Annotated in this window: 31 protein-coding genes and 2 pseudogenes; 13 read left to right on the top strand and 20 right to left on the bottom strand. The window is 34.5% G+C overall.

Annotated elements, in window-relative coordinates; translation table 11 throughout:
• Positions 1-2: 2 nt before the first annotated feature.
• From OPR48_RS06525 to dnaG, 18 genes are all read right to left on the bottom strand, one after another.
• Positions 3-884: an Rpn family recombination-promoting nuclease/putative transposase gene (locus OPR48_RS06525; RefSeq protein ID WP_265025930.1), complete on the bottom strand. Its 882-nt coding sequence runs from the start codon at positions 882-884 to the stop codon at positions 3-5.
• 160 nt (positions 885-1,044) lie between these two features.
• Positions 1,045-1,245, bottom strand: a complete 201-nt coding sequence (locus OPR48_RS06520; RefSeq protein ID WP_265025929.1) for a hypothetical protein — start codon at positions 1,243-1,245, stop codon at positions 1,045-1,047.
• 144 nt (positions 1,246-1,389) lie between these two features.
• Positions 1,390-2,670: a flavodoxin-dependent (E)-4-hydroxy-3-methylbut-2-enyl-diphosphate synthase gene (ispG, locus tag OPR48_RS06515; protein ID WP_265025928.1), complete on the bottom strand. Its 1,281-nt coding sequence runs from the start codon at positions 2,668-2,670 to the stop codon at positions 1,390-1,392.
• A gap of 16 nt (positions 2,671-2,686) precedes the next feature.
• Positions 2,687-3,319, bottom strand: a complete 633-nt coding sequence (locus OPR48_RS06510) for a TRP75-related protein (protein ID WP_265025927.1) — start codon at positions 3,317-3,319, stop codon at positions 2,687-2,689.
• A gap of 204 nt (positions 3,320-3,523) precedes the next feature.
• The gene (locus OPR48_RS06505) at positions 3,524-4,009 is read right to left on the bottom strand and encodes a hypothetical protein (protein WP_265025926.1); all 486 of its coding nucleotides are present in this window, start codon (positions 4,007-4,009) and stop codon (positions 3,524-3,526) included.
• Positions 4,010-4,181: 172 nt separating this feature from the next.
• Positions 4,182-6,287 carry an FtsK/SpoIIIE family DNA translocase gene (locus OPR48_RS06500; protein WP_265025925.1) on the bottom strand — a complete coding sequence of 702 codons (2,106 nt, stop codon included), beginning with the start codon at positions 6,285-6,287 and terminating at the stop codon, positions 4,182-4,184.
• Positions 6,288-6,291: 4 nt separating this feature from the next.
• Positions 6,292-6,567 (bottom strand): YggT family protein, encoded by a 276-nt coding sequence (locus OPR48_RS06495; protein ID WP_265025924.1) that lies wholly within the window; start codon positions 6,565-6,567, stop codon positions 6,292-6,294.
• A 78-nt stretch (positions 6,568-6,645) separates the two neighbouring features.
• Positions 6,646-7,530, bottom strand: a complete 885-nt coding sequence (locus OPR48_RS06490; protein ID WP_265025923.1) for a type 1 periplasmic-binding domain-containing protein — start codon at positions 7,528-7,530, stop codon at positions 6,646-6,648.
• Between the two features lie 134 nt (positions 7,531-7,664).
• Positions 7,665-7,955 (bottom strand): hypothetical protein, encoded by a 291-nt coding sequence (locus OPR48_RS06485; protein ID WP_265025922.1) that lies wholly within the window; start codon positions 7,953-7,955, stop codon positions 7,665-7,667.
• Positions 7,952-8,164, bottom strand: coding sequence for a hypothetical protein (locus OPR48_RS06480; protein WP_265025921.1), 213 nt, complete (start codon positions 8,162-8,164; stop codon positions 7,952-7,954). Before OPR48_RS06480 ends, OPR48_RS06485 begins: the two co-directional genes overlap by 4 nt.
• A gap of 379 nt (positions 8,165-8,543) precedes the next feature.
• Complete coding sequence (locus OPR48_RS06475) at positions 8,544-9,002, bottom strand: transposase (RefSeq protein WP_265025920.1); 459 nt, start codon at positions 9,000-9,002, stop codon at positions 8,544-8,546.
• Entirely contained in the window at positions 8,959-9,573 is a 615-nt protein-coding gene (locus OPR48_RS06470; protein WP_265025919.1) for a hypothetical protein, read from the bottom strand. Before OPR48_RS06470 ends, OPR48_RS06475 begins: the two co-directional genes overlap by 44 nt.
• On the bottom strand, positions 9,566-9,799 hold the full coding sequence (locus OPR48_RS06465) for a hypothetical protein (protein ID WP_265025918.1): 234 nt from the start codon (positions 9,797-9,799) through the stop codon (positions 9,566-9,568). Before OPR48_RS06465 ends, OPR48_RS06470 begins: the two co-directional genes overlap by 8 nt.
• Positions 9,799-9,960, bottom strand: coding sequence for a transposase DNA-binding-containing protein (locus tag OPR48_RS06460; RefSeq protein ID WP_182319418.1), 162 nt, complete (start codon positions 9,958-9,960; stop codon positions 9,799-9,801). The genes OPR48_RS06465 and OPR48_RS06460 overlap by 1 nt, the downstream gene beginning before the upstream one ends.
• Positions 9,961-9,992: 32 nt before the next feature.
• The gene (locus tag OPR48_RS07390) at positions 9,993-10,109 is read right to left on the bottom strand and encodes a hypothetical protein (protein WP_406831131.1); all 117 of its coding nucleotides are present in this window, start codon (positions 10,107-10,109) and stop codon (positions 9,993-9,995) included.
• A 319-nt stretch (positions 10,110-10,428) separates the two neighbouring features.
• Positions 10,429-10,701 (bottom strand): transposase, encoded by a 273-nt coding sequence (locus OPR48_RS06455; RefSeq protein ID WP_265025917.1) that lies wholly within the window; start codon positions 10,699-10,701, stop codon positions 10,429-10,431.
• Positions 10,702-10,922: 221 nt separating this feature from the next.
• On the bottom strand, positions 10,923-12,005 hold the full coding sequence (locus OPR48_RS06450) for an efflux RND transporter periplasmic adaptor subunit (protein WP_265025916.1): 1,083 nt from the start codon (positions 12,003-12,005) through the stop codon (positions 10,923-10,925).
• Positions 12,006-12,197: 192 nt separating this feature from the next.
• Positions 12,198-13,946, bottom strand: a complete 1,749-nt coding sequence (dnaG, locus tag OPR48_RS06445; RefSeq protein WP_265025915.1) for a DNA primase — start codon at positions 13,944-13,946, stop codon at positions 12,198-12,200.
• Positions 13,947-14,540: 594 nt separating this feature from the next.
• Between dnaG and OPR48_RS06440 the strand changes: the two genes are divergently transcribed.
• The gene (locus OPR48_RS06440; protein WP_265025914.1) at positions 14,541-14,768 is read left to right on the top strand and encodes a hypothetical protein; all 228 of its coding nucleotides are present in this window, start codon (positions 14,541-14,543) and stop codon (positions 14,766-14,768) included.
• A 3-nt stretch (positions 14,769-14,771) separates the two neighbouring features.
• On the opposite strand, the gene OPR48_RS06435 is transcribed toward OPR48_RS06440, so the two are convergent.
• Positions 14,772-15,728, bottom strand: coding sequence for an IS5 family transposase (locus OPR48_RS06435; protein ID WP_265025723.1), 957 nt, complete (start codon positions 15,726-15,728; stop codon positions 14,772-14,774).
• 40 nt (positions 15,729-15,768) lie between these two features.
• Here OPR48_RS06435 and OPR48_RS06430 point away from each other — a divergent pair, with 40 nt between their 5' ends.
• Both OPR48_RS06430 and OPR48_RS06425 read left to right on the top strand, forming a co-directional pair.
• Positions 15,769-15,921, top strand: coding sequence for a hypothetical protein (locus tag OPR48_RS06430; protein WP_265025913.1), 153 nt, complete (start codon positions 15,769-15,771; stop codon positions 15,919-15,921).
• Positions 15,922-16,082: 161 nt separating this feature from the next.
• Positions 16,083-17,288: a hypothetical protein gene (locus tag OPR48_RS06425; RefSeq protein ID WP_265025912.1), complete on the top strand. Its 1,206-nt coding sequence runs from the start codon at positions 16,083-16,085 to the stop codon at positions 17,286-17,288.
• Between the two features lie 80 nt (positions 17,289-17,368).
• Here OPR48_RS06425 and OPR48_RS06420 read toward each other — a convergent pair whose 3' ends face one another.
• Positions 17,369-17,527: a hypothetical protein gene (locus OPR48_RS06420; RefSeq protein WP_265025911.1), complete on the bottom strand. Its 159-nt coding sequence runs from the start codon at positions 17,525-17,527 to the stop codon at positions 17,369-17,371.
• Between OPR48_RS06420 and OPR48_RS06415 the strand changes: the two genes are divergently transcribed.
• The 10 genes and pseudogenes from OPR48_RS06415 to clpB all read left to right on the top strand — a co-directional run bounded on the left by OPR48_RS06415 (position 17,526) and on the right by clpB (position 24,403).
• On the top strand, positions 17,526-17,657 hold the full coding sequence (locus tag OPR48_RS06415; protein ID WP_265025910.1) for a hypothetical protein: 132 nt from the start codon (positions 17,526-17,528) through the stop codon (positions 17,655-17,657). The two genes, OPR48_RS06420 and OPR48_RS06415, sit on opposite strands and share 2 nt — an antisense overlap.
• On the top strand, positions 17,642-18,598 hold the full coding sequence (locus tag OPR48_RS06410; RefSeq protein ID WP_265025723.1) for an IS5 family transposase: 957 nt from the start codon (positions 17,642-17,644) through the stop codon (positions 18,596-18,598). The genes OPR48_RS06415 and OPR48_RS06410 overlap by 16 nt, the downstream gene beginning before the upstream one ends.
• Positions 18,595-18,717 carry a hypothetical protein gene (locus OPR48_RS06405; protein ID WP_265025909.1) on the top strand — a complete coding sequence of 41 codons (123 nt, stop codon included), beginning with the start codon at positions 18,595-18,597 and terminating at the stop codon, positions 18,715-18,717. Before OPR48_RS06410 ends, OPR48_RS06405 begins: the two co-directional genes overlap by 4 nt.
• Before the next feature lie 115 nt (positions 18,718-18,832).
• Positions 18,833-19,144 (top strand): ECH_0659 family protein, encoded by a 312-nt coding sequence (locus OPR48_RS06400; protein ID WP_265025908.1) that lies wholly within the window; start codon positions 18,833-18,835, stop codon positions 19,142-19,144.
• A gap of 136 nt (positions 19,145-19,280) precedes the next feature.
• Positions 19,281-19,829 carry a head-tail connector protein gene (locus OPR48_RS06395; RefSeq protein WP_265025907.1) on the top strand — a complete coding sequence of 183 codons (549 nt, stop codon included), beginning with the start codon at positions 19,281-19,283 and terminating at the stop codon, positions 19,827-19,829.
• A gap of 114 nt (positions 19,830-19,943) precedes the next feature.
• Positions 19,944-20,024, top strand: a pseudogene (locus OPR48_RS07540) (WPE palindromic element domain-containing protein); the annotation flags it as partial.
• A 25-nt stretch (positions 20,025-20,049) separates the two neighbouring features.
• Positions 20,050-20,460, top strand: coding sequence for a tail completion protein gp17 (gene gp17 / locus OPR48_RS06390; RefSeq protein WP_265025906.1), 411 nt, complete (start codon positions 20,050-20,052; stop codon positions 20,458-20,460).
• On the top strand, positions 20,435-20,824 hold the full coding sequence (locus OPR48_RS06385; protein WP_265025905.1) for a phage tail protein: 390 nt from the start codon (positions 20,435-20,437) through the stop codon (positions 20,822-20,824). Before gp17 ends, OPR48_RS06385 begins: the two co-directional genes overlap by 26 nt.
• A 65-nt stretch (positions 20,825-20,889) precedes the next feature.
• Positions 20,890-21,675 carry a hypothetical protein gene (locus tag OPR48_RS06380; protein ID WP_265025904.1) on the top strand — a complete coding sequence of 262 codons (786 nt, stop codon included), beginning with the start codon at positions 20,890-20,892 and terminating at the stop codon, positions 21,673-21,675.
• A 167-nt stretch (positions 21,676-21,842) separates the two neighbouring features.
• Positions 21,843-24,403 (top strand): annotated as a pseudogene (clpB, locus tag OPR48_RS06375) (ATP-dependent chaperone ClpB).
• Positions 24,404-24,413: the final 10 nt, after the last annotated feature.

Raw genomic sequence — 24,413 nt, 5'->3', positions numbered from 1 at the left:
GCTCACAAATTTCCACTTAATTCTTCAATCTCACTAATAGAAAGGCCAGTAAACTTGACAATAGTGTTGACATCAACATTATTAGCCAGCATTGCTTTTGCGACTTCAATTTTCCCTTCCTCTTTACCAATTTTTTTGCCTTTTTCAGTAGCAAGATCAAGTCTGTATTCAAGAATAGCTTCTTCTTTGCGTAGATCCATTATCCTTTCTTCGTAAGCTACTAAATCTTTTTCGTTCCAACGAAACTTATCTAACTCATCATATGCTAGCTTTATTATTGGTGCTTTTTCTGCTATCTCTTTTAAGTCCTCTTCTGTTGTTTCTTCTGCGTATTTAAAAAAGAAACACCACCTTTCTACTATACTTTCTAACTGCTCTACTTTACTTTTTGAAAATTTGGGCAATTCTATAAAGATAAATTGAAAATCTTTTAAGTAGTGGCCGTTGGTTTTTATATCACGTATATTATGAGTAGAGATATAACCAACTTCTTCAGGAAGTAAGTTACAATTTGATATAGCAATAAAGAAGACTTTCTTTAAATCAATGTAGTTGCCAGATTTATCTAATTGTCTTGAATAAGCCTTAGCAGCATACAGTTGGGCACGTTTCTCAAAGCCCTTGTCTCTAGCAAGCTGCATTTCTGCTATATATCTATTTCCGTGAGAATCCTTGCAGAGAACATCAACAATACTTTGTTTATCAGAGGCAACTTCGGGATCCATAATAGTGCTAAGAAACTCAACTTCTTGTATTGCATTTATCTCAGTAAACCCTAAAATATCGTTCAAAAAGTGGATAAGAATATTCTTATTTTTTTCCGTTCCAAAGATTTTTTTGAAACACAAATCATTGCGAGGATCGAGAAATTTTGAAAGAGCCATGGCAAAAATGCTTGAAATTATTAATAATTATACACTGTTATTAACAATTATTCAACCATATTTTTGAAAATAGCTAGTTTCTGTATTTACTTTAAATTGAAGAAAGCTCAAATGAAAGATCGTGTTTTGCTAAAAATCACAGAATGCAGTCTGGTTACAATTATTTATCACTAGTGCCTAAAGTGATCTCCTTTATCCTCTCATCTGCTAATATTTTTAATTTCTCACCATATCTATAATAATTTCGCTTTATAACGTATAACTCATCAGCAGAAGAAGAATCTAATTTAGGGTAATATTCGTAATTGCAATTTTCTTCGATGTTCTCAATGCTTATAGATGATGCTAAAAATGGAGACAAAACTAATAGTAAAATAAGTAAAAAGCTTTTCATATCAATTATTTAAACTCAATTGTGTTATAAATATATTAATAGCGAAAAAAGAAAAACAAGGTTTAATTTTCTTTTTTATTTGCGATTTATCTATTAATTAACCGTGAAAGGTTACGTGTAATGCTCCTTCACATAATTATCAATAATTGCCTTAAATTCTTCAGAGACATTATCACCTTGTAAAGTTTTGAAATATTTGCCGTTTTTGTAGACTGCTGAAACAGGTTTTTCTCCATATCCAGGCAAGCTGATTCCCAAATTTGCGTGTTTGCTTTCTCCAGGACCATTTACTATGCATCCCATAACAGCAATGCTCATATGCTCTACACCTGGATTTTTTTTCTTCCACATCGGCATATGAGTTTTTATATAGCCATTCACCTCTTCAGTTAATATACGAAAACGATCGCTACTCGTGCGCCCACAACCAGGACATGAATTAACCTGAGGGTTAAAGTGTCGCAAGCCTATAGACTGCAATATTTCCTGACACACCACCACTTCATTAGTACGCGATTCACCAGGACGTTGAGTCAAAGAAGCCCGTATGGTATCTCCAATGCCATTTTGCAATAAATAAGTAAGCCCTGCTGCGGTATTTACCACACCTTTATTGCCCATACCAGCCTCAGTTAAACCCAAATGCAGTGCATAATTGGAAGATTTTGCAAGTGCCGTATAAACTAAAATTAAATCTTGTACTTTGCTAACTTTACATGAAATGATTATTTTGTTTGAACTTAGACCAATTTCTTCAGCTTTTTTTGCACTATCAAGAGCAGACATTACAAGTGCTTTGCGCAGTATAACATCAGAAGGCCTTGAATTACTAAGCGAAGAGTTTTCATCCATCAGTTTTTGTAAAAGGTATTTATCAAGACTACCCCAATTTACTCCAATTCTAACCGGAAGATTATGCATTATTGCATACTCTATAACCCTTTCAAACTTCTCATCACGTTTGTGGCCAAAGCCTATATTGCCTGGATTGATTCTAATTTTACCCAGCATTTTGATGTTGTCTGGATAATCTTGAACTAATTTATCTAGCTCATATTGACCGCAGCCTACCAATATTTTACCGTCAAAACCTTCTTTATTTATCTCTTCTACTATATAAGGTATTGCTCTTGCTACCTCCTCTGAGTTCAAGGCAATTCGCACCAATTCTGAACCTGTACGCGCTAGTTCTGTTATCTCTTTTGCATAATGTTTTGCGCTACTTTTTATATTATCAGAATCTATATGCACGCCAAGCGCCATAGATTGTACAACTACAGGATTATTTCCACCTATCTTTACTTTTCCAACTTCTACAACATGAGTTTTGTGCCTGGAAATCGGCGATAATTCATATGCATCATCATTCAATATTAGGTCTTTATCTAACATATTATTAATTGTGATACTATTTTACTGTGTCAGCTACACTGCCAAATGAACTCGAACCATTCAAACTATAAGCATCTACGTTATCCAAATTAGCAATAGAATCATGTGAACATGTTCTTTTTGATGGAGTTTTTTTTATAGTGATATTCATAGGAGAAACTTTTTTTTCTCGTGTTGAAGTAATTTTTTTTCCTTCTTGTTCATGCTGCTCACTTTCATACTGCTTATTTTCATACTGGGAAACTGGCTCTTGATCTATAAATACAGCACCCCTTAAACGCGCGATATTAATACCATGCTGATTTATCATAGCGCTCTCTTCATCGTCGACTATGCAAGCTTCCATGTCATTTGGCTCATTATCAAGACTAGCAATTTTTTTCTCTTTTAATTTTTTGATTAGATCTTCTTTATTTATAGCTCGATCTTGTGACTTTTTTTTCTTGAGCAATTCCCTACGCTTCTCATACAGTTTATATGACTCAGCAAAATCCTCATCTGTATGAAAGTTTGCACCACCAGGGTTACCAGGAGGTATGTATTTCTTACTGAGCTTTACCTTAGACTTAGCTTCAGCACTATGCACAGTAAAAAAGCTAGAAACCAAAAACATTAATATAAACAAAACTTTAGAAAAAATCCTAAGCATATGGTGCTATAGTAAATATCGTGTTTTAAAAGATAGCAATTAACAAACTTTAAGTAAACCAGAATCTTTACTAACTTTACAATAATATGTCACAAATATTTTTCTAAAAAGTGATATGTTTGCTATCAAAAAACCTACATAGGCTAAGAGAAGAGTAAGGTGTTACAAGCTATGTAACACCTTCTTAAGAAGAGTGTTATGCAGCTATATAGTTTGCACTTTTAAGTTATTCTGTAGTTTTTCAGTACCATCGGTAGTATCTACATTACTAAGTTTTGCTTTTGGTGTATCTTGATCAAGCGAGTTCTTTTCTTTCTCCCTCTCAAGCTTAACTCCCTGATAGATGCAGAATGCAACAAAACAAGTTATCGCTGTTACAGCAACAGCAGTGGCTATGGTACAAATTAGTAGTGTTTTTTCTTGTTCTCCTACTGCTTCTGTAAGTGTTTCCACTTTTTCTTGCAGGCCGTTTAAGTGCTCTTGCATACCTTGAAACAGCTCAGTACCAATCTTTTCTTTTAATGCACTAAATACCTCTTCAAACTGTTTAGCATCAATCTTTTGAGCTTCTTGCCATTCTTTTAATGCACTAAATACCTTTTGAAACTGCTCAGCATCAATCTGTTGACTTCCCTGCAATGCTGTTATATCTGACTTATCAAAGCCAAGTACCCATTTAGTTACACTCATTTTTACCCCCTAGTTAATTAATATATTATAATTTTACATTCCCAATGTTTAAATTATTATTAAATTAACTGTCATTATGTATTGACCTTTTAATAATTTTGTTTGACTTGCTTTTTGAAAGTGCGGAAACTTAAATTAAGGTATTTACAAGGTTGCAAAAAAAGAAGCCCTGTTATTCAACCAATATCTCTCTTTTCCCTGAGTAATTTGGAGCGCTGATAATACCTTCCTTTTCCATTCTTTCAACGATGTTTGCAGCTCTGTTATAGCCTACTCTAAGTTGTCGTTGAATGTAACTGGTTGAAACTTTTTGATCTCTTTGAATGATGGCCACTGCTTGGTTGTAAAGGTCGTTTTCTTCATCCTCTGTTTCACCTTCTGATTCCACAGAAGAATTTTCATCTTCTTTGGTGATTTCCTCCATGTAATTCGGCTCACCTTGCATTTTCAGATGATCAACTATATCTTGCACCTCATTATCACTTATAAATGGGCCGTGAACTCGAATGATCTTACCACCAGAGGCCATATAGAGCATATCACCCATGCCGAGCAATTGTTCAGCCCCTTGTTCGCCAAGTATTGTGCGGCTATCTATCTTAGAAGTAACAGCAAAACTGATTCTTGTTGGAAAGTTTGCCTTTATCACACCTGTTATCACATCCACGGATGGACGTTGTGTTGCCATTATGATGTGTATTCCTGCAGCACGAGCCATCTGAGCTAAACGTTGAATAGAGCACTCTATTTCTTTACCGGCAACAAGCATTAGATCTGCCATTTCATCCACGATCACTACAATATATGGAAATGTCTCCATCTTGATTGGTATTTTTTCAAACAAAGGTTTGCCTGTTGTTGAATTAAAGCCAATCTGCACAACGCGCTCCAATTCTATTCCACTATTCATCGCTTCTGTGATTTTCTGATTATAGTTTATTACGTTGCGCACATTCAAATACGACATCATGCGATAACGATTTTCCATTTCTTTCACTATCCACTTAAGAGCGACTACAGCCTTTTTTGGCTCTGTTACCACTGGCGTTATTAGATGCGGTATTGCATCATATATCGAAAGCTCAAGCATTTTGGGGTCGATCATTATCATCTTACATTCATCAGGACTTAATCGATAAACGAGTGAAAGAATCATAGTGTTAATCGCAACTGATTTACCCGACCCTGTGGTTCCAGCAACAAGCAAGTGGGGCATTTTAGTCAGATCTGCAATAACTGGTTTTCCGCTTATTTCCTTGCCAAGCGCAATTGGAAGATTTAAGTTTGCATTCTGGTATTCTGGGGATTCAAGCAAATCACGCAGCATTACAATTTCTCGTTCCTTGTTCGGCAACTCTATTCCCATAGCATTTTGCCCACGAATTATTGAAATACGTGCAGAGAGTGCACTCATTGAACGTGCAATATCATCTGCAAGGCCAATCACTCTTGCAGATTTCGTGCCAGCTTGTGGTTCAAGTTTGTATAAAGTCACAACCGGCCCATAGCATACACTGATAATTTTTCCTTGCACGCCAAAATCACTCAGGACTTGTTCCAGCAGAGATAAATTTTTATTGCTCTCCATTTTATTCAGCTGCTTTCTCTGCAAAGACTCCTCTGCTTTAGAAAGTAAATGAATGCTTGGAAACTCGAACTCACTGGAAGGTTTAAAAATTTCTTCGGTCTGTCTTTTTCTTGGTTGTTGTTTAGTAATTCTATGTTTTTCTTCTACTACTAATGGTGCAACTGAATATTCAGCAGTTTTATGTGATCTGAAGAATGGAACATTTACAAATAAGCAAGCTATTTTTTTACATAAGAAGAATAGAGAGTAAATTGTTCTCTTCCAACCAACCGATCCTATAAGACCTATTGATGTTACTATCACAAATACATAAAACGGGCAGTTATTAATTAGTGCATTCCCTATTATTCCACTGTGTCTGTACCTTGCAGTGATGCCTAGCGAAAGTTGTGGTAGTATAGCACATATCCCTAAATTGATTAATATTAAATAGAGAATTTTTAGCAGCCTTTTTGATGGCCTGAAGATCAACAAGTAAACTATGGTTGTAGCTATTGTAACACTAGTTAATCCAAGAAATTGAACCAATATATCAGCTAAATATGAACTTACTATTCCACCTAAATTTGTCACTTCCTCATTTGTAGCTGTGTTTAAGGAAGGATCTTTATAGTTGTAGCTAAAAACTGATATATATATATATATTAAGAGTGATAGATATACTGCTGCTTTTAGATATCTTTTTAGCATCTACTTAAAAGTAGTAATTCATTGTATATTGTACAAAGCGAATTGCTATTAGCAATATCATTATAGATAAATCTAATCCGTTGAACGGTGGTATGTATCTTCTGATAATTTTTAGTAGTGGATAAGTCAACTGATTCAAGGTGCGCATTATGCGATTGACAGTATCATTATACACGTTCACTATATTAAGCCTAATCAGCAAATCTAGGATAATCCAACATATTAGAATGAAGCTATAAAAATCAAGTAACGTGTTGAGTAGATATATGATTGGATGCATAGCTTTGCTTTAATTGACTATATTGCACTTGTATTACATGAAAGGTTAAAAATCAAGTCTTGTAGCAATTATACACTTTTATGGTATTACAGGTATAAATGATAAATTACCAGTATTTTTATTAACAGATATATCTACAATTTTTGAGCTTGGATCTTTTGCTGTTTCGTAAAATTGTTCAGCTTTTTTTAACATTAATGTTGCATCTGCAAGCATAACATAAGTGTAAAAACTGTCTGGAACAATCAAAAAATCTTCAATATATTGATCGTATGAATAAAGGTTTACAGCCAACTCTAGTGTCTTACAAATTTCTTCAGAGGTTAAATTAGCAACTCCTGTATCGGGGCAAAAGCCAACTGCCCCTTCATTAGGATCAAAAAATATATATTTACTATTTTCTGCTTTATACACCAACATGGAATGTGCAGAGCTTACGTTATAATCATTATTATCTATGGGGTAATCGCTATCACTATTGGAGGTGTAATAGGAATTATCAGTACCATTCTTTTTACAGTAAGTACCACAAGCAAAGATAAATTCTAAGTAGCGTTCTGTTCCTACATCCTTTAAAGCACGTTTGACTTGTTCTTGATCAATGTTAACTTGTCTTCTCATCAAGAATGAATCTTTACATAGTTGATCGTATATCATTTCATCATAAAATGATTCTCCTTCACGCCTGTCAATGCTCTGAACATCAAGAACAGGTAAGCATTGCGCTAAAACCTGTATTGCTAATAACTTAGTCGTTTGTCCTTGTCCTGTATCAACATAAGCTATAAAATCTTGCTCAGATACAACATATTCATGCTTGAGAAGCTTAGCAAAATCTTCTTTATTCTTTAGTCCTATAGCAGTAATAAAATAATTTAACGGATGACATAGCCCTTCTTCGGGGTCAAAACCATAAGTGTTGAAAGTGCTATAAGTGGCATTATATAAGGTGGTTAACGGCATAAATTTCAATGGTAATAAAATAAATTAAAAAAGCGCCTTTTTGCCTGTGGTTAGAAGGTTTAAGCGAATTTTCGACGTGGTTTATCTGCTTTCCCAACAACGAAGGTTGATATCAAGAGGAGATTTACATACCATTAATCACCTTGTGTGATTGCACTTTCAACACTTATGGGATCAAAACCCAAAGTTTCTTCAAATCTATTCTTCAAGTTCATGCTTTTTGATATGTTGCTTGACATAAAATGATTCAAATCAAATCGGATAGCTTGCTTGCTTTCAAACAATTCCTCGTATTGTTCTTCAGGTGATAAAACTGGTACTTTATATGAATATTTACCATTTTTTCTACGTATACCTTCTACATCTTTAATAATGCCTTGTTTTACGTTTTTACTAATGGTAAAGTTATTTTTACGATCTATCATATTTTTTTCAGGTTTAAGTTCTTTTTGGTAGTGTAATTTAAAAATGTTACTATTTCTTGTCCTGAAAAAATTCTATCAATTTCTTCATTTTCAATTTTGAAAAATACCTGAATTTGAGATTCATTTTTGAAAGTATAAACCTTTAATATATTAGACTCAGCAATATTACTAACATATTCCTTAATATACTCCTTAACATATTTTGGCATAAACATATTCCTAAAATTTCAACTATATAAATTAATAATATCATAATTCATACTGTTTAAGTAATCAATATTTTAATTTAGTATTTTAATAAAAAAGTATTAAACTTAATTTATTATGCTAATATTTAATAAAATTAATTAAGGAGAAATGTTTAGTAATCTTTTTACTATAGCTGACCCAAGCAAGGTTTCCCCATGTCATACCGCCGCGGTATCTTGGCATAGATTCCGCTAACTATAGTAGTTTCTAAAATGAATGATAAAATTCCATTATGGTACTACCAACTAAAAGCTGCAAGTCTGTATAGTGGTGCATTAGAGGTCTGAGGCGACTTTTGATGATATGCCAATAGTGTTCTATAGGATTCAAATCTTACTTTTACCCACAATTTTGAGAGGTTATGATGTGAAGCATAACAATGCTCTCCTTAAGGTTTTCATAGCCCCGCCATAGAGTCATAGACCCTGGTAAATTATCACTTTTTCTATTCATAAATCCATCCAATTTTCCTAACCAAATAATAGCTTGTTTTATGTTTGGAGGTTCTTCGGGTAATGTTGCTACCCGATACTCACGCATGTAAAGGACCTTCCACTCTTCGTTGCTTAAAATTTTAGTACAAGTTTCCATGGGATTTGATAAAGCCACTTTTGTCAAATATAAAATTTTAAACGCGATTATACTTTTTATAGCAATTAACTTCTGTAATCTTTCTTTTGTAGCTAAGCGAGAGCTTTCTATCTTACATCCTGATTTTAAAATCCTAAAATACTCTTCAATTTTCCATCTTAGCTTATACCAATTTATCTTTTCTATGGCATCTAAAGTATGGTACATTAGTTAGTAGAGTCCAGTCGACAGCTTCCAATCCATCAGGAGCTTTTGCACTTACCACATATACAGGGATTTTATCACTTATTTTATGTATTGTATCTTTTGACCCATAAATGGAAGAAGATCTGATAGGTATATAGCCTTTCATATACTTAACTTCAATATTAGCTTTCCTTGATCTCTGGTTTCCACCTTTAGTAACTTCTAGAGAAATTTTCTTTTTTACTGGCAGTTGAGTGATGCGTGTTTGCAAATCTGTTTTTCCGACTTCAGTACAGATAAATCTTCTATTAGCTCGATTGCGGATTACATAAAAACTACCTAACGTCTCAGCCACCCATAAAAATTTGAAGATGTCTGCTTCCCTATCACCAAGGGTAACAAGTTGTACATTTGGAGGAAGGTTGTTTATAGTTTCTTTGAGAGCTGTTATCCACTTATAACTTTCTTTTTCTTCTATGGAGGTACGGTATTTTCTGTTTGCTTTTTCTTGTGCCGTTTCTTCTTCCCTAATAGAACGCGCCCAACATTGTTGGGAAGATAGACCTAAAGGTAATCCGTCTTTGCTAGGCACTATGCAACAGTAAACCCATTTTATGCTTTGTATAAGCTTTAGAAATACTGCCTAGTCTCTTGGTCTTTATATGAGAGTCAAAATCCAAATAACTTGTATCTTGAACTGAAAATACCAACTGGTTTCCTTTTATCCTTTCCTTAGTTTCTTTATAATGGGAAGAATAAATTTCCTTATCTTCAAGCTTTTCATTGCTTATATGCACCCTTAGCTTCTTTCCACCCACTACAGCTTTGATTCAGATGCCTTACCCTCTATGCAATAACTTGTTTTTATAAGTCTTTTATTAAGCCTTATATCTCCCAAATTAATGTGTTTTAACTCTCTTTCCAGCCATTTATCCCCTAAGCCATCTGTATATTGCACGCTTGTACTTGTTTCTATCATTTTGATCCTAAATTATTTAGCTTACTCACTTTTTATATTTGTGGGTAAAAGTGAGCTGGTAAATATGCTGGAAGGTACAACAAATGACAGCCAAAAGACTCTATTAATGACTTTGTTTTAGGAGTCTTATGAAATATAGCATTATCCATAACTATAGTTGTACCACGCTTTAACTGTGGCAGTAATATCTCACGCATTAAATACTTCTTTCTCCCGTGAAAGTTATTGGTGCAATGAACTTCTCATCCGCCTATTATACTTACTCTCTCTCGCTTTTTTCCAGAGCATATATTTTTTCTCCTTTTGGAGCTCGTCCATATTCTCGGTATAATCTATTATCAACTCCTGCTTCATCTATATATAAAATGCTAGAGTGGTCTATTTTTGAGATTTTATCGGTAAAGCGCTGCCTATCTTCTTGACTACGTTCTGTGACTTTTTTTTAAGGTTATTTTTAGCTGTTTTAACCTATACCAAATTGAATTTATTCCAAATCCTAGATTTTGTTTCATTTCTGCTAGCTGGGTGTTTTTTGACATATCCTTTGAGTACTTCTGGATCTATTTTTCGAATAAAACTTCCATTCTTTCCTGCCTCCAGGCTTTCACCATTTCCTTTCTTTTTCAGCCATCTGTACAAGGTTGCAATTCCTATTTCTAGAAGATCTGCTACTTCAGATTTTGACTTCCCTCTTTCCACCAAAGAGATAGCTTTCTCCCTTAAGTCCACACTGTATGCCATTACTTACCTCATATTTCATTAATTCCATATTATACCTTTATCATTTGTTTTGGGAAATACTATAGTTAGTGTAACTCTGGATAAGTACGCCCACACAAACTGAAAGTACTTATCCAGAGTTACTAATTTATAGAAGATATCAGTCTAAATTAAAACTTTTTATTATTTTTTATTCTTTGTAGCTAAATAATTTGTTGACAATAAAGACGGTATCTTATGTCTTAAACCTTATCACCAGACTTAACAAATAGGTGGCCCAATACTATTAACTTTATGGGTTTATCTTCGTTATTTGCTACTATCCAAACCCCATCGCTCTCATGATCAACAATTTCTATTGGTGCAAATATTACATAATTATTGTCATCAATAATCTTTATTCCAAGAGCACCCTCGTCACTTAAGCTCAGGGCTGAAGAAGGAACTTTATATGCAAATCTTTCGCCTGAAGGTAGTCTTACGTTGGCAGTTAGTCCCTGCAAGGATATCATTTTATTATCAGTTACCTTTACCTCTACCCTATAAGACCCAGTTTTAGGCTCAGCAATTTTACTAATAAAACTTACTTCACCTGCCAATTCTTTTCCGTCCAGTAAATTAATTTGAGCTGTGCTGCCTAGCTCTATTTTACTTACTTCATTTTCCGAAACATATAACACTACAAGAATTTGATCGAAATCAACCACGTCAGCTATTTTTTGCCCAACATTAACAAAATCCCCTTCATTTGCATTGATTTTATCAATATAACCATCTATAGGAGATTTGACTGCAGTGTTTTCTAAATCCAATTCTAGCCTTTTTAGGTCAGCTTTTGCACTTTGTAACGCAGTAAAAGCTGCTTCTACTTTTATTTGTGCTCCATAGCCTTTTTTATTCAGTTTGTGAGAGGAATCATACTCAATTTCACGCTGCTTTAATAAAGCTTTAGCTTTCTGAGCTTGCTCAATCCTGTCATAATTTTCTATCTTTAACACTACATCATCTCTTTTTACCTTTTCACCATCAGGTAAATAAATAGCAATAATCTTACCACTTATTTTTGAGACAAGGCTAGCTCTATGTAAGGGATTTACTGTACCAGAAAAATTTAAATATATAGTGCGGTTTTGCGGCGCACATTCTTGAGTTTTTACTGAAAAGCTACTAGTTGCATTATCACTATGAACCGCCTGATCTTTTTTTAAAAATGCACTGCTGATAAAAAACAGTAGAATAAAAGCAATACTAGAAAGGATGATTGCTTTGTTTCTCACCTTTAAATAATAGAATTTGTTGACCAATCTTGTTAGAAACAACTGCATAAATTTTCGAATCAGAAACGTAAGTATAATACATGCACCATTGTCACTCCATAAATAGTTTTATGTGAGAACAAACACAAGAATATGTCATTTTCCTACTATAAGTAAGTTTTTTATTGCTAAGAGGCAGTATAAATTCCGTTAAAAAGCAGCAGAATGACAAACAATCTAAAAATAATTAACTGTAGCAGTCTACTTTTCAATAAACTTCATTTGCATTTCTTGTATACTACTTTCTATTTGCTTTATTTGTTCTATCAACCTTTCTTCTAAGTCAAGATTACCGCTCAGCCTCGCTTCGGTTCTTTCTTTTCGTAATGCATTTAATTCTTTTAGTAACACTATATTATTCCACACAATTTCTGCAGATTTTCTCTCGTTCAGTTGGCTACTTAGTATGCTAGTTTTTTCAAATACATACTTTATAACGTTAAACTGTTTCAATTCTTGTAACAAAGCCTCTTTACCAAGTTTGCTTTTGTTACTTATTACATCAATTATACGCTGTTGTAATCTTTTCATCTCATTAGTAAATTCAAAATGAGAAAATTGCTCAAAAAATATAGGACGGTTCAAGATTTCAGGAAATTCTACGGCTATACGTAAAATTACGGCCTGATTTTGCTCTGCTTCAATTAGCTCTGGAGATTTGCTATGAAGATACTCACCTTTTGTTGCTCTAGCTTTACTATTAAAAATCTGTTTTTTGAAGCTACTTCTTAGTTCACTAGCCTTATTGTAAAAATAATCTCTGTAATACCTTCTAATACTGCTGTTGCTAATAGTATTTACATATTCCATGAACTTGTGCTCAAGAATTGAATATTTTTCCGGAGCAAGTTTTTCATAATTTTGCAAATTGCTATCGATTATGTGATGCCATAAATATTCAGAATGCAGTTTTGTTGAATGGTCAAGAGCAGTCAATACGTCTTCTTTCTTGTATTCCAGTTCGTTACATATATCGTATGGATCTTTATTACTCGGCAAAATCACAAACTTTAACGTGTATCCAGGCTCTAATATTGGCAGAGCAAGTTCTGCAACTCGGGTAGCAGCATGACGTCCAGCACTATCGCCATCCATACAGATGGAGATTTCTTTAGCAAATCTCCATAGATTTTTTATCTGTTCTGCAGAAATTGCGGTACCAAGTGGAGCAACTGCATTACTAATTCCCGCTTGATGTAGCGCTATAGTGTCCATATATCCTTCAACAACAAATATGTGCTGTTTTTTACGTATTTCGCTTAAAGCAAAGTTTAATCCGTATAAATTCTCCCTCTTCTTGAAGAGCTGACTCTCTGGGCTATTTAAATATTTCGGCTGTTGCTCAGAACTCAGCGCACGTCCGCCAAAACCAATAACTCTTCCTGCAATGTTGTATATAGGAAATATCAGCCGGTCATAAAAATAATCATGAAAATTTTTGTTTACTAATCCAATATCAATTAAAATTTTGTCTTCAATACCTGAAGAGTTTAAATACTCTTTCAAACCAGAGCTTGGTGCATAACCTATCTTAAATTTATCTATGATTTCAGGTAAAATCTTGCGCTGCTTTAAATAATCTACAACGCCCTGATTTTTTTGTGCAAACCAATTTGCAGCTAAGCTTAGTGTTGAAAATAGTTTATTGTCTTCTTTGGTAACATTAAGGTTTTTAGGTAACTCAACACCTGTAACTTGTGCTAATCTTTCCAATGCTTCTTTAAAGCTTAATCCTTCAGTTTGTGAAATAAATTCAAATGCGTCACCACTAGCTAAGCAACCAAAACAGTAATACAATCCTTTAGTATTACTTACCGAAAAAGATGGGGTTTTTTCGTTATGAAATGGACAGAGCCCAACAAAACTATCTCCTCTTTTTATTAGCCTGACTTTTTTACCTACTATTTCAGATAATAATAATTTTGATTTTATAATATCTATGTGATCCATCTTATTAAATTAGTAGTAGGATAAAAATTATATAGAATTTATACACATCTGACTCGAAATTTATTTCTATAACTAAAGCAATTTAGATTTACCGACAATGTAGCTATACAAATTCAAGAGCAATCCTGTCATCCAGGTAGCCCACAGAAACAAAAAACTTACTTGACACCCTTCACCAGCCCCCTTATCATGAAACTGAAGCTATTGTATTTGCTTTTGCCAATCTGTAGATTAAAAGGTAAGGATTACTTAATGTATCGGCGTCTTATGTTCAATTTTTTGCAGTATATAGATACTGTATGTCTTTACAAAACTTCATCTACATCTAGATTTTTATCTAAATAAGCTGAACGCGCTTATAAAGCGTTACAAGACATCAAAAAATGCCAATACTCGACAGAGATAGTAAAAGACTAGCTAACTCGGGGATTCTTTGTCTTTTTTTCTGCTTGGTAAATTTCTTAAACATTTGCAGCGTAAGTTAGTTGCAATTAAAAGCAGCTGAATTTCGCTTGTCAAGCGTTTAAAACATAAAAAACGCCAATATTTTAAAGCGGATAATAACCCCAGGGCTTCTTTTGCCTTTTTTTTCATTTGGTAAATTTCTTAATGTTTATAGCTAAAAGAGCCCAAGAGAGGTGTCATTCCAGTGCCCCTGTGATGTCATTCCAGTGCTTGACACTGGAATCCAATTTTCCATATAATCTCATCGAAAACGTTGTAACCACTTTCTATGCTAGTTTGCTTGTAAACAAGCAAACTTTCCTGGATCCCAGTGGGCTTTGTTGCATCGCACCTTATACTGGTAGTAATTTACGATAAATATCATGTAGCCATTTCAAATTTAGCCATACCAATTTCAGTAAATTGATTAAGCAAATAGCACTTAATCAGCAATTCTTTTTCGCGATTTACTTCGGATTTATTCCTAAAGCTGAATCCAAATATTTGCTTTAATCTTGAGAAAAACCCTTCAATATAAGATCTTTTCCCATAATTTACTTCTTTTTTCCATTCTTTCACGCCATCTTCACCGTATAATTTTATTAACCTAATAGCAGCATTTCTGTCAGACATATAATCTATTTCTGGATGTTCTGCCGCATTGTTTATTGGTGGAATTTTTGCCTTTATATCATATTCGTGACACAATTTGTAAAACTTGTGCCTATCATATGCCCTATCTGCATATAGTGCTTTTATGACATGCTGAAAATTAACTTCTTTAAGCAAATCGCAAGCTCCATAGTGATCAGAGTAGACACCGTTACTGTATTTTACAGCTATGGCTTTTTTGCTGTTTATATTCAACATTACATGCAATTTTCTTGTCTGTTCATAGCCACGATATTTTCTGTTAGCGCTATTTTCCTTGCTGTGACCAGGGGTATTGTTGTAAATGCTGATACCTGTACTATCTATAGCAATTTCGATGTCTTCCATATTATTTTTATCAATTCTGCAATCATTGATCTTAATATTAAGTTTCTTAAACCTTCTTGATGCTTGTGAATAGCTGATAACTGCTAAATCTCTTCCTATTTGTTGCATATATCCTTTTATAAACCCCACCGTTTGTCTTAAACCAATTCTAAAAAGATTGACAATTATATGCACCAAAATCACAACTTTATCACTGTAAATATAGTTGCCGCCTTGCATTTTTGGACTATTTTCATACCAATTTTCTATGGCTTCATTGATATAATGAAAAATATTTCCTCTTTCCTGGAGAAATTTGTTATATTCATTTTGGTTACTGACTTTCATTTTCTGTGGCATATTTTTTCTTCAACAGTTAAATGGTTATTTATAATGAATTTTGTCAGTAGCCACCAGATTTTTTCGGTTGCTATGCAACAAAGCCATCCCAGTGTCTGGGCACTGGGATGACACCATTCTTTTTCCTGGATTCCAAACTGGGATGACAGCTAGCCTGACAATCGTCATTCCGCTACGTGTTAGCGGGATCTAGAGATACCGCGGCGGTATGACGTAGGACTGCTGTGACACCATTATAGAGTGAACCAGTGTTAGCTACTTGCATAGAAAATGTTTATGACTAATTTTTAGATCAAACATGGAATTTCGACAAACTTAACTTTTTTGTGAGATGGTTCAGCAATAATAAATAAATTGAGAGGAAAGGTTATTGCAATAGAGGAATATACACCTGTTAGTGTTAAGGATAGAGCAAAAAAACTTGAGTCATCTAATAAATATGGTTATGTAAAAGATTCAAAAGATGCTGTACCGAGTACTACAAATGGGCTTGAAAATGAAAGTGTTAAAATAAAAGCTAATGTTGGCATTCTGTTGCAGCATAGTAGTGAAACTGAAGAAGAAAAGTTCATATCAGTAAAACAAAGAGCGCAAGCATGGGGTGCAAAACATCAGAAAGAGAATAGTAGAACTACACCAAACGACAGTGGAATATATGCAGATGAATCTAAAGCTTTAGGCCAATCTATATTAGAGGATGGAAAAGGCATTGATGCACAAGATGAAAATGGATTGACTCCTTTGCACCATGCTGCTGCAAAAGAGGCCGTACCTAGCACCTCTTCCAACGCAACGGAAACTCCAGAAGAAGCAGAAAAGGTTAAAAAAAGTAAAGTTAAGTCAAAAGAATTACGTGCTCAACTAAAGGAAGAGAATCAATCACTAAAACGAAAAATACAAGATCTAGAAAGTGAAAAAGCAACGCTTAAGGATAAATTAGACAAAACAAAAACTAAAGAGGTATTACTAAAAAAAAAGCAAAAGGAACTAAAGAATGACATAGCTGGGCAAGAAGCTAGGCTGGAAGCACTAGAACAAGAAATACAAGAGCCAGGAAATGAAAACACAAAGCTTAAGGATAAATTAGACAAAACAGAAAGTCAGTATTCTAAAGCAGAAGCGTTGTTAGAAAAAACGCAAAAGGAACTAGAAGAATCAAAAAGTTGTATAGCTAGACATGAGACTAAGTTGAAAGAATTCAATAAAGAGAATGAATCACTAAGACAAGAAATAGCAAATCTGAAAAATGAAAACACAACACTTAAGGGTGAACTAGGCAAAACAAAAACTAAAACAAATGAAGTGTTGCTAGAAAAAGCAGGAAAAAGACAAATGAGTTTCTTAAAAGTTGCTTCTGTGAATCTTGTAACTATGTTAACAGTAGGTGCTACTCTCAGTATTGCTTTCGACTTGTCTGTTCTACCAATAATTGTAGTTTTTGTAACATCTGCTGCTTTGATAGCTAGTGGCGTTACATACGCAATATCAACAAAGCCTACCACTGAATTGAAAGAAGTGGATATTCAAGGTTTAGCACAACATGGTGTTTGTAAAACTTAGCACCTACATCTGTACGAACATTGCAGTTTGCAGGTGGCAGATGCAAGTAGCTGCACTGGAATCCCAAAAAAAGGATGATGTCATCCCAGTGCTCCTTTTTTTGTCATCCCAGTGCCCAGACACTGGGATCTAGTTCTTATTGTACATTTACTTAGTGTAGAGTTAAGTTTTCTGGATCCAAGTTTCTGGGCACTGGGATGACACCCTTTTGGATGGAAATCAGTGTCAGCTACTTTCATGACACCATTCTTTTTCCTGGATCCCAGTGGGCTTTGTTGCATAGCAACCGAAAAAATCTGGTGGCTACTGACAAAATTCATTATAAATAACCATTTAACTGTTGAAGAAAAAATATGCCACAGAAAATGAAAGTCAGTAACCAAAATGAATATAACAAATTTCTCCAGGAAAGAGGAAATATTTTTCATTATATCAATGAAGCCATAGAAAATTGGTATGAAAATAGTCCAAAAATGCAAGGCGGCAACTATATTTACAGTGATAAAGTTGTGATTTTGGTGCATATAATTGTCAATCTTTTTAGAATTGGTTTAAGACAAACGGTGGGGTTTATAAAAGGATATATGCAACAAATAGGAAGAGATTTAGCAGTTATCAGCTATTCACAAGCATCAAGAAGGTTTAAGAAACTTAATATTAAGATCAATGATTGCAGAATTGATAAAAATAATATGGAAGACATCGAAATTGCTATAGATAGTACAGGTATCAGCATTTACAACAATACCCCTGGTCACAGCAAGGAAAATAGCGCTAACAGAAAATATCGTGGCTATGAACAGACAAGAAAATTGCATGTAATGTTGAATATAAACAGCAAAAAAGCCATAGCTGTAAAATACAGTAACGGTGTCTACTCTGATCACTATGGAGCTTGCGATTTGCTTAAAGAAGTTAATTTTCAGCATGTCATAAAAGCACTATATGCAGATAGGGCATATGATAGGCACAAGTTTTACAAATTGTGTCACGAATATGATATAAAGGCAAAAATTCCACCAATAAACAATGCGGCAGAACATCCAGAAATAGATTATATGTCTGACAGAAATGCTGCTATTAGGTTAATAAAATTATACGGTGAAGATGGCGTGAAAGAATGGAAAAAAGAAGTAAATTATGGGAAAAGATCTTATATTGAAGGGTTTTTCTCAAGATTAAAGCAAATATTTGGATTCAGCTTTAGGAATAAATCCGAAGTAAATCGCGAAAAAGAATTGCTGATTAAGTGCTATTTGCTTAATCAATTTACTGAAATTGGTATGGCTAAATTTGAAATGGCTACATGATATTTATCGTAAATTACTACCAGTATAAGGTGCGATGCAACAAAGCCATCCCAGTGTCAAGCACTGGGATGACAGGAAAAGGAGGCTACTCAGATGACGGGAAGGGGGTACTTGGATGACACCTATAGCCCTAGCGCGTAAAAGTATTTGCAAGTTACACAGTAGTGTGAATTTTTTACTTCGGTAGTTTTTTTATTACAGTTATAATCATAATAGTAGTTGAGTTTAATTGATATGAAAACTTTTACGAAAAATTTTAAAAATAACGAAAAAAAGCTAGAGGAGTTTAATAAGGAAATTGAAAATATAACAACTATAGCTCAAGATAAATTTGCACATGAACTTGAAAATATCGCATATGACAGTGTACAAAAATTTCGCAGTCTGCTTGCTAAAGAGTTAAACTCCGTCTTCAATAATATTCATTCTCAAAATGTTAATCTACTAAAATCTAGCCTAGTTGAATATGCTATAAGTTCAAATTTTATCAACAAAAAAGGAGAAACAGCTTTAATACGTTCTCTTCTTAATATATTCATACGATAAAGCACTCAGAGTTGTTGCTGCGCCAATTTAACTTAATGTTGCATGCAAGCTGCATAGCTAAAGTAAGTAAGATTTGCCCCACGCTGTCACGAGGTAAACCTTACTTATTCTAGCTATATCAAAAAGGAGGGTTATTATGTCAATAAGATCTACTTCACCAAGAATATCTGTGCAACGTAAATCTAAGCCTGAATCTTTTCCAGTTACTTTAGAAGAGGTTAAATCTTTTTTACGCATTGAGAACGACCAGGATGATAAATTGATTTCAAGTTTAATTTTTATGGCAACTGATTACGCTGAATGGCATATGGAAAAGTCACTAGTAAAGCAAACATGGCAAGTTTCATATGAAGATTATGTACCTCGTAGGATCTATTTAAGCTATGGCCCTGTGAGTAAGATAGTATTGGCTACTGCAATGATGTCTAAAAATCAAGAGAAGAGAACACTTAAGTATTATTTTAGCGATGTAGGGGGCTACGTTGAGTTTTTCAATTATTTGAATGCAATAAGAGTTGATGTTGTATACGAGGCTGGCTATGACAATGTTCCTGAGCAGATAAAACTCGGTATTATGCGGCATGTTTCTGCTATTTACAAAGATCGTGAATCGGGGGTAAGTAGCCATTTATCTGAAGTGAAGAAGGTTTATTCTCCATTTCGCGAACCAAAGGTTGTTTTGTAGCTCTTTCTTGTCATCCAAGTAGCTCTGTATAAACATTGTCCACCAGAAGGGTGTCATCCCAGTGCCTTGACTACTTGGATCCAGAAAAATTGATTGTGCACTATACAACATAAAAGCTGGATTCCAGTGTCAAGCACTGGAATGACACCATTTGCCACGCAAATTGCCTGCAAATTGCAATGTCCGTACAGCCGCGTCTGAGTAAATCTGAGGATTAATCATGGAAAAAATTCAAGCTATAAACGAGTTGTACAATAGTATTTATGCAGCACTAAAAGCAAACTCTGATTTAAGGAAATATGTTACTAACATTTATGACTACTTACCTAAACAGGTCACCATTCCTTACCTGAGATTGCGTGTAGTGAATTATAATAACCTGCATATGCTGTCCAATTTTGCTACAAAGGCAAGATTTTCATGCGACATATATACTTATCATATAGACAGTATGTTTGCCATTATAAGGCATATTAACTTGATACTTAAGAGCATTGAAGGTTTTAGTAGTGAGGTCATTTTAGAAAGTAATTGTGCTATGGATCAGCACGATGAAATTTTACATTCAACAATTAATTTTGATATTTTAATAAAAGGAGGTGATAATGAGCAAATTACAGCTAAAAATTAAAGGTCATGACAATAATTTTATTGTGTTAAATAATATAAGAAACCTAAGGTTTACTTTGCGTAATAACAGAGAAGAGGTGAAAGATATTTCTTCTTTTGGCTGGAGGAAAGTGCTCGATTGTGCTGGAAGCAGACACATTACGATAAAAATTAATGGAATTTTAGACTCTGTATTAGCTGATGAATTATTACGTAATTCTGCTATGCTAAACTCTAATAATGATTATGAAATTAGTTTTAATGCTAAGGAAAAGATAAGGCTTAGGTGTTCAGTTGAATTGTATGAGAGATATTATGATCCTGTTACTTTTGACAGCTTTACTGTAGTTTTAACTAGTGCTGAAGTTGTAAACGCTTTTCATTAATGTTAATTTAATTTTTTCATATACAATAATAACTGGTGAGAATTTTAACTAAATTAAAAAAAATCATGAACGACGAAAACCTTTTCGAGGAAGACGGTGATAATATTGAAGAAAATAACGATGATAAAAGAGAGAGAAATTTGGAAAATGAAAATCAGTTGAATCAAGAAGAACAACACAAAGAGGAAGATAAACAATATATAATACAATATACTCAAGACTATTTAAAAGTTTTTGAGGATATTCTAAATCAGATCGACGAAGGAATCGATAATTCGGATAGTTACGAAAGGACTATGCAAATAAAGCGAAGTATAGACAGGCTCATAGAGACTTTATATAGTCAGGCTGCGTCTGAAGATATTGATGCAGAATTTGAAACTACCAAACACACTCGCGATAAATCAGAATCTATGAAAAGAGTTAGAGAGAAGAGAAGAAAGCAAGTGATAGAAGAAGTATTAAGTGGCATGTTTGCCCAGCAACAAAAGGAGCTAATGAACGCTAAACACTTAAGCCATGGACATGAAACAGCAAAAGATGGGGATGTCCACGAAGCAAAGGAAAAAGTGAAGTCTTCAATCAGGGGAGTGTTGTTTTCGGTGATTGCTCATAGGATGGATCCAAGAAGGAGGGCAGGGGAAACTGCTGACGACAACGAAAAGCAAGCTCATATACATGGCAGGGAAGCAGTTGGTGGAGTTTTAGGTGCATTGTTAAAAACGTTTTTAACAGCAGTTACTGCCGTTGTACGCGAAATTGCTAAACCACTTCAGAAACAGGAAACATCTTTTGCAAAACAAGTTGAAGAAAGCAGAAACGCAGATTCACAAAAGGGTCGATCTGTATAGACTATCCATAAGATGGTCTAATGAAGTAAAGGGTAGGGCTATAATTACTATAATAGTTTCTTTTAAAAAAAAGTTTTAAATTTCATACCTAACAATAAACAACTTTAGGTTTAAATTTATGAAATCAGTTGTTATATACATCAGCAAATACGGATTTAACTGGTGTTATGGACTTAAATAAATTTACCGAAAAAGCAAAAAGTCTAATTCAAAGTGCTCAGATGAAAGCGTTGGGAGCTGGGCATCAGATTTTTATGCCTGAGCATTTACTAAAAGTAATGCTTGAGGATGAATTAGGTTTAGTTCAGGATTTGATAAACGCTTGTGGTGGAAATGTGCAAAGTATTTCCGATGCTGTGGATAGCGCAATAAAAAAGTTGCCAGTAATTGAAGGTCCAGGAAGTGGGAGCCTTCAACTTTCAAGAGAAATAGCAAAAGTTTTTGAAGATTCAATTGGTATTGCTCGGAGGAATAAAGATTCGTTTGTTGCCGTTGAGCGTTGACTGCAGGGCCTCACTGCACAAAAAGATGATACTGTAGGCAAAATTCTGGCGGAGAATGGTGTTACTCCACAAAAACTGAACTCAGTTATTGCAGAAATGAGAAAAGGCAGCAGTGCGAACTCGCCAAACAGTGAGGAAAAATTAAACGCGGCAAAGAAATATACAAAAGATGTTACAGAGCTTGCTATGCAAGGAAAGCTTGATCCTGTAATTGGTCGTGATGAAGAGATCAGAAGAACTATGCAGGTGTCACTGAGGCGGACAAAAAATAATCCAGTGCTGATCGGTGAACCTGGTGTTGGAAAAACTGCAATAGTTGAGGGGCTTGCAAATAGAATCGTTGCAAATGACGTGCCACTTGGTTTGCGTGATGCAAAAGTTTTAGCCCTCGATCTTGGCGCATTAATTGCTGGAACAAAATTTAGAGGAGAATTTGAAGAAAGGTTAAAAGCAGTTATTAATGAGCTTTCGAAAGCGGAGGGAAAAGTTATCTTGTTTATAGATGAGCTTCATACTTTAGTTGGAGCAGGAGCAACAAGTGGTGCAATGGATGCTTCAAATTTGCTAAAGCCTGCTCTTGCGCGTGGAGAAATTCGCTGTATAGGAGCCACAACTTTAGATGAATATCGTCAGCATATAGAAAAAGATCCTGCACTTGCAAGGCGTTTTCAGCCTGTGTTTATCTCTCAACCAACTGAAACTGATACCATTTCAATACTCAGGGATTTGAAGGAAAGATATGAGGTGCATCATGGTATAAGAATTACAGACGGTGCAATAATTGCTGCTGCAACGTTGTCCAATAGATATATAACAGATAGGTTTTTACCTGATAAAGCAATTGATTTGATTGATGAAGCAGCAAGCAGGGTGAGAATTGAAATGGATAGCAAGCCTGAAGTTATTGATGAACTTGAGAGAAAGGTTATACAGCTAAAGATTGAAGCAGAGGCTCTAAAAAAAGAAAGTGATGAAAATTCTAAACAGCGTTTAAGAAAGATAAATGAAGAGATTGAAAACCTAAACAGTAAATTTGCTGACTTGAACAGCAAATGGCAGATGGAAAAGAATAAAATAGCTAGAATACAAGAAACAGCCGAAAAATTAGATAATGCTAGAAAAGAGTTGGAATTAACTCAGCGGAGTGGAAATTTAGGAAGGGCAGGGGAATTGATGTATGGTGTGATTCCTCAGTTTGAGAATGAATTAAAAAATCAGGAAAAGGTTACTGATAGTTTCTTAAAGAAAGAAGTGACTGGAGATGACATTGCAAACATTGTTTCAAAGTGGACGGGAATTCCAGTTGATAATATGATGCACAGTGAAAAGGAAAAACTCCTTAACATGGAGAATGAAATAGGAAGAAGAGTAATAGGGCAGAAAGATGCAATAGAAGCGATAAGTAATGCAGTTAGGCGCTCCCGCTCTGGGGTGCAAGATACCAACAGGCCTTTTGGTTCATTTTTATTTTTAGGTCCAACTGGAGTTGGTAAAACCGAACTTGCGAAAGCCTTAGCTGAATTTCTGTTTGACGATCAATCAGCGCTTCTGCGTTTTGATATGTCAGAATATATGGAAAACATTCTGTTTCAAAGCTAATTGGCTCGCCTCCAGGGTATGTTGGCTACGAGCAAGGTGGCAGATTAACCGAAGCAGTAAGAAGAAGGCCATATCAGGTTATTCTGTTTGATGAAATAGAGAAGGCAAATCCAGATATATTTAATCTATTGTTGCAAATCTTGGATGAGGGGAGACTCACTGATAGTCATGGCAAATTAATTGATTTTCGCAACACCATACTGATTTTAACTTCTAACCTTGGCGCTGAGATAATGCTAAAGGAGATTGCTGAGTCTGTAAAAGATGAGGTAATGCAAATAATTAAATCAACATTTCGTCCAGAATTTTTAAACAGACTGGATGAAATTATTATATTTCACAGTTTAACCAGAGATGACATCTATAAAATTATAGATGTTCAATTTTCTTATTTACAAAAAACACTTGCTAAGTGTAAACTAAGTATAAGTTTGTCACAGGAAGCTAAAGAACTAATAGCACAAACTGGCTATGACCCTGAATATGGAGCAAGGCCCCTAAAAAGGGTTATACAAGAGTGTATTCAAAATAATTTAGCTAAATTAGTTTTATCAGGGGAAGTAGTAGAAAATGATGAACTAATAGTGTACGCTCTTGATAATGAAATCTTAGTTAAAAAGGTTTAAGTTCACTGTG

Origin of the sequence: Wolbachia endosymbiont (group A) of Bibio marci (assembly GCF_947251645.1) — a bacterium.
Taxonomy (GTDB): Bacteria; Pseudomonadota; Alphaproteobacteria; order Rickettsiales; family Anaplasmataceae; genus Wolbachia.
Note: the sequence above shows the minus strand (reverse complement) of the source record. Positions and strands in the feature narration are given on the sequence as shown.